Origin of the sequence: Paenibacillus xylanilyticus (assembly GCF_013359935.1) — a bacterium.
Lineage (GTDB): Bacteria > Bacillota > Bacilli > Paenibacillales > Paenibacillaceae > Paenibacillus > Paenibacillus xylanilyticus.
The window spans coordinates 1-8,164 of sequence record NZ_JABMCB010000093.1; the positions used below are offsets into that span (position 1 = coordinate 1).

Genomic DNA, 8,164 nt, shown 5'->3' on the forward strand with positions numbered 1-8,164 from the left:
CTGTCAGCCGTCCCTGTTACTACGACGCCTAATATTCGCACGTCACTTGTATCTGGTTTCTCCTTGTCTCTACGCAAATAATCGTAAATGCGCTCAAACTCATGTTGGTATTTTCCATTGGTTTTTATCCCGTCTTCCAATTCCTCAATAAAATTCTTTTCAGAGACATCATTATCTTTTGGATGAATTCCAAATCCATAGACGCTACTTGCCCTTTCTGGAATGGTTCCCTCGGGCATCTGATCTTCAGTATATGGTTTTAAAGTTGAATAAGTATCTACCCAATACCACACTGGATGCACTCCATTTGGTAGCATAGACTCAATTTGCTTTACAGTATAATTCGTGTCGAGGGAGATACCCAACTCAACCAACTTCTGTTCATCCATCTCATTAAGCTGTGGAAGCTCGTTAAGATAGTTCTCGTACTTCACAAGTGGAAGGTAGAACATCATCTCCCGTTCACCATTGTATCGATTAAAGGGTCTTTCATACTTAAATCCCTTTTCTTTCATGACCGGGTCGGGAAGTTGCAAGTCAGAATAATCTCCGGGTGGGCGAGAAAAACTACCCCATGAACTAAACTCGTATGTTTCCTCACCCCAGATGACCGGTACTCCCTCTACAAGTTTGTACGTTCGATAGTCAAGGGTTCCATGAAGAAAGCCGTAGTCAAATTGAGAACCTAAAACATACTGGTTGGGACCACTGATTGCTTTCAGCATCTCAATGTCACGCAGCGTATTATCTGAACTTCTGTACTGCAATTGTAAATTTAAAAACCACCCCCCGGTAAGAATAAATAGCGTAATTCCAAACGAAATACTAATGTTTCTTAAAATCGTTCGACGTCGTGCCCTTCTAACTAGTAACGACAGCACAGCACCATCATCAAAGTTTGACTTTTCATCATTCATCGTATAATCCTCCATACTTTTTCTGAAATTGCTTGCGCGCCCGAAATAGATATGTCTTTACCATCTCCTCTCGCATACCTAACAGATCGGAGATTTCTCGATAACTGAAATTAAGCTCATATTTCAAAATGAGCAACTGCTTATAGATTGGACTCAGTGCATCCATCACATGCTCGATCTCTTCTCTCCGTTTCTTACGCAACAGGATTTGCTCCGGGATTTCACTACCTTCGACGGTTGGCTCTTGATCTAACCACTCAATTCTTTTTCGCTTGCGAAGCATATCATAATATTGATTAATCGCTACCCGGTATAGCCAGGCTGAGAAATTTTCTGGCACGATCGAATCAAGATAAAGGAGCCCTTTATATACCGTGTCCTGAATAATATCTTCGGCGTCAGCCCTGCTGGCTCCCAAGCGAATCAAGTACTGCTGGATATGCTTCATTTTATTCTGCATTAGCTGCAACATCCGCTCATTATTCACTTCCAACCTCCCTTCAATCTTTACAACGTTCTGAAGGGTCATATGTATACAAGAGTCATCAATCTATTGAGTACACTGCCCATTAGCTGAACAAGGCAGCCGATCACAAAGACCAGCTGCCCTTCTTATTATTTATTGTGCTATCGTTTCCCGTTAGTTGAACAGAAAGTGTTAGTCATTTAGGAATATACTACTACTTATCTTAACTTGCTCAATCATATGCCCTATATTTCCTTCACCTGCGAATAGGGTCATGTCAAAAAAATCTTGGTTCAAATCACTCCAGTATAGTTCATTTTCATCTCCTGTGATCATGACATCGCTTTTTAATTTGCCGACATAGACTTCAACATAGCACTGGTGCAAGTAGTATTTAAAATCCATTAAATGGTGCAAAGTAACATCCTCTTTTGGAATACCAGTTTCTTCTGTGAGTTCTCTGTAAGCAGCTTCCATCCCTGTTTCTCCATTCTCGATCTTGCCACCAACGAAATTACTTAATCCTTTGTAGGGATTCTTTAAACGTTTGCACATTAGGAGCTGGTCCATATTTTTACTGTATATCATAAGAACGTTATACCCTTGCATAAGCTTATCTCCTTATAATCTAGTTTAATGAATTATTCGATAAAATTACCAAACTAACCTGCCCGTTAGCTTAATTCGGAATTATGAGTCATTATAAGCCTTTCCTATCTTTTTTGCCGCAGAGACAAATTAAAAACAAATGAACCGAGAATATGTTCATTCGTTTTTAGCAAACCTTCTCATTATCTTCAATAGTAACTATAGTTACATTAATTTCTTGATTCCATGAAATTATTTGGATCATACCAATAATTAGTTAATTCTGTACTATTTCGAACTTCCCAGGTACATCAAGTTACTTCGAAAGTTGTCAGACTCATTCAACTCTGTTTGTAATTTTTCTAAAAATATAATGACATCTTCTACTAATAGGGAACTAGATTCAATTTCACGTAAAAATATTAATGTGAGCTCCCTCACTTCTTTTAAGGCAAGGTCCTTTCTGTTTTTTGATGCGTATTTGCATAGGTAATGTAAATCAATGTTCACTTTACTTATCTTTATAAAGGGAAAGTTTCTGTTTGCTGTTTTCAAAGCTCTCATCATATTTAAAACAAGACCGAGCGAATAATAAATCTCTGTGAGCCTCTCTGATCTTCTCTTTTCCCACTTCTCTCTATAAATCTGTCCTATAGTATCGAAAATAATAAAAGTTAGAAATGCTTCCTTAATTTTGGGTAGAAAACCTATGTACATATTATATTGATCCAATGTGTATACCTGACCCATCATCTTACTCGCCAAGCGCATAGGGTTATAAAAAACACTTGAAAAGATACCCGATGTAAAACCATCTAAGATTGAAAAAACATACAATGTGCCCGCTAACCAATATAATTCTATTCTAAATCGTAAAAAGATGTACAAGATTAATAATATTATTACCGCTGAAAAATAAAAGCTACCATTCAATATCTCATTACTTAAATTAGATATCGACTTCATATATGCTGTTAATTCTTCTACGGTTAAGCTACTGTCGACTAAATAATTCATATACGCCTTGTTATCTTCGAGCTGTGAAAGAAATAAAGGCTCATCTTTTAAAAGCTCATGAAATATTGCTTGAGCGTTATCTGGTAGTTCTTTTTCCATAATCTCAAAAGTCGCTGTGATAGTATCACCTACCCCTGTTTTAGCATCAATTTCAATTGAGAAAAAGACGTCCTCACTATATTTGTTCTCAGTAGCATACCTATAAAAGGCGCCAGGATCTATCTTGTTAATGACTTGGATTAGTAACATAGATATCCCTATACACAATGGAAAGTACAAAACCAGCATACATAACAAAATTCCACTCTTAATAAAAAATTTATCTCCCAGTTTTGACTTATTCATTTAACTCCCTCACTTTGAAATAGCTTTGAAATTGAATACAGATGAGGATTTGGCTCTCACTCTTAGGTCCATACTTCTCCACAATCCAGTTGTACATAAAACATCTATTCACAGACCTTTCTTTGCAAGCATACAAAAATCCCCTCTGATATCCAGTGCTTGAGTTCATTCATTGTAACATGATCTCTTTTATCACTGTCTATCATGAGGGGATAATTGATAATAACCACTTCCATTTAGGGAGTTTTGATTTTTTTATTTTCTTTTCACTGTATATCTCTTTTCCTCCAGCAACTTCACGATCCCTTTATCACCAAGGTAGTGCGCTGCACCAACCACGATGAAATACTCTTCGCCTTTGCCGTTTTTCAGGTAACCATCAATTTTGTCAGCCATACCGACATTACGGTCGATCAACATTGCTTTATTGTATTCTTCATCATCGGAGAAGCTGTTTGTCAGCTCCAACAGTTGCTCGTCATTTCCCGTTTTCCACATTTCGGCCATTTGATCTACGCTGTCATCCAACACATCGAAATTGTCCAATGTTGCTTGCAACGTTTTCTCTTGCAGCTCTTTCGAGAAGCTATTGAACATTCCTAATTGGGACTCATAGGACTCCAACTCGATGACCGGAATTTTGCTCTCGATCGCCATCTGGATGAAGTACAGATCTACTCCGGCAGAAGCATCATAACCTGCTTTCATAGATTTCAGACTAGCCAGTGTACTCTCCACGACCCAAGGCTTGAAGGTATCGAGGGCATTCGCTTCCAATCCATTCTTCTTCAGAATGTCTCCCACCTGAGTATACGTCTCGCTGGAAATGTGATCCTTCAGGGTGGTGCCATCCTGGTACGTGCCCAGATCCAGAACAATCTTCTGTTGTGCTTCGTCTGCCGCTTTGCTGATATCGATCTCTACACCCAGATAGTCCGCCTCGGCAAATGCCTCTTCAAACTCTTTGCGCAATGGATAAAAGCTATCATCTGCAATATGCATCGATCCCACCAGGTATACGGTGTTACCATTGCTTTCGACTTCCCACATGAAGCCGCGTCCACCGCTTTGAACGGTTTCTGTTTCGCCACCTTTGGAAACCAACAACACTGTGCGCTTAGCAGCATCCCAGCGCACTTCATAACCAGCGGCATCACCGACGATGCGGATCGGAGCGTAAGTCACGCCATTAATACGCGTAAGTTTGCTTTTCAGCGTAATCGTCTTGCCGTTAACCACCACTGTAATCGTATCATCTGTCGCTGTCGTCAGCTTCACGTCCATTGCATCCAGTGTGGAGCGTAGCGGCACAAGTGTTGTTCCTTTATCGTTAATTGGTGTGCCCACGGTGTACTCGACCGTTTCATTATTTACCTTTACCGAAGTTTGTTGTGGATCGGCCATCGCTGGTACTGCGGATGCAAGCAAACCTACCGAGATGGTTAGGGTCAAAATCATACGTTTCCAGTTTTTCATATTATGTATTCTCCTTTAGTAAAATAGTAGTTTTAATACAACCCTATTTAAAATAGAAGATCACTTACGTAATACGAGTTAAGGTTGAGAAGATGCCACTCTATCTATTAAAGCGTGCAGCACCTTCTCCCCTCCCCTCAAATTATTACTTTCACACCATTCACAGAACAGACTACAGCTTTACTGATTCTTCAGATTCGTAAAAACGACATAATAATGTAAAGCCAATCTCATTCTGGATTCATGGAGGTTTTGTTGAAAAACCTTGATTTATCAAGGGAAAACGACATTTTAAAGTAAAGTCACCGACAGAACACTATCAAGTTACCGACATTTTAAAGTAAAGTTAACACAATTAGTGTGTGTCGTCATAATTAGTGAGAGAAATGATCGATATTGCCTTATTAATCAAGTGATTTTTTTCATATTTACCGAGAGGAATTTAACGCTAAGTTATAGAATCTCCATCTTTTTCACAAATACTGAGAAAACAGCAAATCCTCATTTGTATATTTATGCATAGAATTGTTGACGAACTAACACGGATAATCCTAGATACCAATAACAAAAGACCGCTTCTCAAATTAAAGAGAGCGGTCTTTTGTTATTGGTTTAACTTTAACTCTTATATACAATTTATTAACTGTTTATATCAGTAAGCGTCTCTTATTGCGTTATAAGACTGAGAGTTTTGATTCTCATTGTATGAAAGAATAAATCTTATTCAAGACAAACTAATTTGAAAATGTAGTTCTACTATCCAGAAAAATTCCTAGAAACACATTATGTAATCGCTAACCTTCATTCTCTCTTCACAATAAAATGCAATCCTCCTATACTGCTAGGATCTATTAGAAGGGCACTTCATGAAATATTAAACTCTTTAGTAAATTATTTTCATTTATCTAAACTTATTTGATGGAATTACATTGTGAATTTTTCTGCACGAAAACAACGAAGCCGATACAAAAAGCCGCTAACATAGCTACCCTTAATGGGAGCATGTTCTTTTCACTTACGAGTTGGGACCTTGAGATCTGCACCATATTCGTAATCCAGAAATGTTATTCTCTAACCTTATTCCGCTTCGTTTTCACCCCTGAGATATATTGATCCGAACATAGGAGTAATTAATTGTATAGTCTTGTCATTGACTTGATTTAATTGGCGAGCTATTTCGGATTCGTCGAAAATTGTTTGCTTTTCCTCCTATTCAAAAGTTCCATGTTCTGTATATATCCAACCATTAAATATGAACTAAGATCCGGATCTTACACTGGATTAATAAAATACGAAGATTTACATCGAATTCATTTTTATCCGTTTTAGGTTCTATTGCTGAATTATTTGATTGGAATGATCATCAAGTTGATCAACAATTAGATTTGTAGACCATACCATTCCAGATATCATCATTACTACAAAAACATTAAAAATTGTTTTTTTACCATAACATCCTCCGCATTGCTTAGCCCCATACAATAGATTCTTTCCATTTAGATCATGATATATTCATCATTCAGATCTACTTTTATTAAAATAAGAAAAAATAGAATTATAATTATATCAGTAAGACTAGAAATAAAGAAAAGCCGTCCTAAGTGAATTGGATTTATTGGCTAACAAAGCTAAAAAAATCGCCGATATAGTTCTCTCCGTCGTTCACCGCGTAGTTGGGCATAGATTTGTGTAGTTGATGCTTTTTCATGACCTAACATGCCTTGAATAAATTCTAATGGTGCTCCATTGTCAAGCAACTGACATGCATAGGTATGGCGAAAACGATGAGGATACACGTTTGCGGCAATCGCCCCACGAGATGCTAAGCGCTTTAATGCCCATCTAAGTGTTGGTATAGTCATTCGTTTCACTGGACTGTTATCTGTTACAAACAGGGCTTTACACGAGTCCTCGCGACTGTCTAAATACTTCTTCAACCATACTTTGCACTCCGTGGTGAAGTAAACTTCTCTTTGCTTTGCCCCTTTTCCGTTTACAATGGCCGAGCAGTTTAATGGAAGGATTACTAGATAGATAAGTTTCTTCGCAAATTTAAATAAGGAACGTACAAAGCGGATACGGTGCCCAAGGCTGCTTGGCTTTAAACGATCTGATTGCTTTGCTAAGTATTCCTTTAGGAGATTTAAAGTTACCCCCGAAATATCTACATCCCCCAGATCCGAAAACAGCATCTTGAGTTGCAAAGCATACGCACGCAATGTATTTGGACTAAACCCTTGAATTCGTTTATCCGCCTCATAATGATTCCAAAGTTCACTTAAGATCACAATAAAACCTCCTATAAGAGCAATTAATTCTAGTTTGCTTCAAATAAGAGGTTTTAGACTGGTGCTATTCAACTAAAGTTTCCCGTTAGTTTAATCCACAATCCTACTAACGCACGGCACAACTCTATATTACATTGCCATTTTCAAACTAAAGTTCGTACGGATGACATCCTAATACTGTCCCAATATTTAAGATGTACCTGCACTTGCTGAACCGATAAAAGTTACTGGACCTGAGAGAGTTACAGGAGTTTCATCATTAATTGATATATACATTGTATAGCGAATCTGACCTGTTAGGACATCACTTAATGGAGGGAAATCTCCAGTAACAAATGTCAAGTCTCTGTGGCCTGGACCAGCAGATAGTTCAATATTTAAAGAGAAGATGAGAACCCCTGTACCTATTACACCCGTTCCTCCCCTTTCAACAAAGATATCGACTGTGTTTGCTTCACTTCTAAAGACACCAACCATTCCCCAAAGTTGTACACGAACATCACTTGCATTTGGGGTCCCTATAGCATTAACCGTTTGAAGTCCGATATCACCAAATAAAGTGGGGGTTGTCGTTAAAGGCTCCGTGCCAAAACTGTACGTATTATTTAACGATAGACGAGAATCCAAAAATTGAGTAGTCATTTTTGTTCACATCTCCCTTTCTTTTATACTAATATATTCAAAGAAAGTTGAATCGCTTGGACAAAATGAACAACAATATAGACAGCCTGATCCTTTTTTTGACCTCCCAATTAACTCCAATTTAGTAGAAACTCTCATATCTAATGGATTCATTAACGCCCTCTAATTGAACAGAAAGCAGCCGATCATAATTGAACTGCACCTCCAATGGTTAGATGGTGTCCAACAATTGGGGTGCAGTTCAACATGGATCAGCTGCTTTCTTAGTTTTATTATGCTATCGTTTCCCGTTAGAATTCCTGTAAAACGAATAATTTGTAGTTTGAATAAAAACGAGCGCCTCGGTACGATGGGGTTACGCACGAGGTCATTGCCTCAAAAAGCCCATCAGGAGGTCGCTCTACTATGAAGTTTAAGGCACAAGA

7 protein-coding genes are annotated in these 8,164 nt (G+C 38.1%); all 7 read right to left on the reverse strand.

The annotated features are described in order from the left end of the window. Positions 1-917: anti sigma factor C-terminal domain-containing protein (locus tag HP552_RS00780; RefSeq protein WP_175393864.1), on the reverse strand; the 917-nt coding region annotated here is incomplete at its 3' end. Then, a complete protein-coding gene (locus HP552_RS00785; RefSeq protein WP_175393865.1) occupies positions 910-1,404 on the reverse strand; it encodes an RNA polymerase sigma factor in 495 nt (164 codons plus the stop codon). The genes HP552_RS00780 and HP552_RS00785, both read right to left, overlap by 8 nt. Before the next feature lie 171 nt (positions 1,405-1,575). After that, positions 1,576-1,992: an NUDIX hydrolase gene (locus HP552_RS00790; protein WP_175393866.1), complete on the reverse strand. Its 417-nt coding sequence runs from the start codon at positions 1,990-1,992 to the stop codon at positions 1,576-1,578. A 267-nt stretch (positions 1,993-2,259) separates the two neighbouring features. Next, positions 2,260-3,333: a hypothetical protein gene (locus HP552_RS00795; RefSeq protein WP_175393867.1), complete on the reverse strand. Its 1,074-nt coding sequence runs from the start codon at positions 3,331-3,333 to the stop codon at positions 2,260-2,262. A gap of 255 nt (positions 3,334-3,588) precedes the next feature. After that, positions 3,589-4,809, reverse strand: coding sequence for a TraB/GumN family protein (locus HP552_RS00800; protein ID WP_175393868.1), 1,221 nt, complete (start codon positions 4,807-4,809; stop codon positions 3,589-3,591). A 1,628-nt stretch (positions 4,810-6,437) separates the two neighbouring features. Continuing rightward, positions 6,438-7,097 carry a tyrosine-type recombinase/integrase gene (locus HP552_RS00805; RefSeq protein WP_175393869.1) on the reverse strand — a complete coding sequence of 220 codons (660 nt, stop codon included), beginning with the start codon at positions 7,095-7,097 and terminating at the stop codon, positions 6,438-6,440. Between the two features lie 189 nt (positions 7,098-7,286). Then, on the reverse strand, positions 7,287-7,739 hold the full coding sequence (locus HP552_RS00810) for a hypothetical protein (RefSeq protein WP_175393870.1): 453 nt from the start codon (positions 7,737-7,739) through the stop codon (positions 7,287-7,289). Between the last annotated feature and the right edge of the window lie 425 nt (positions 7,740-8,164).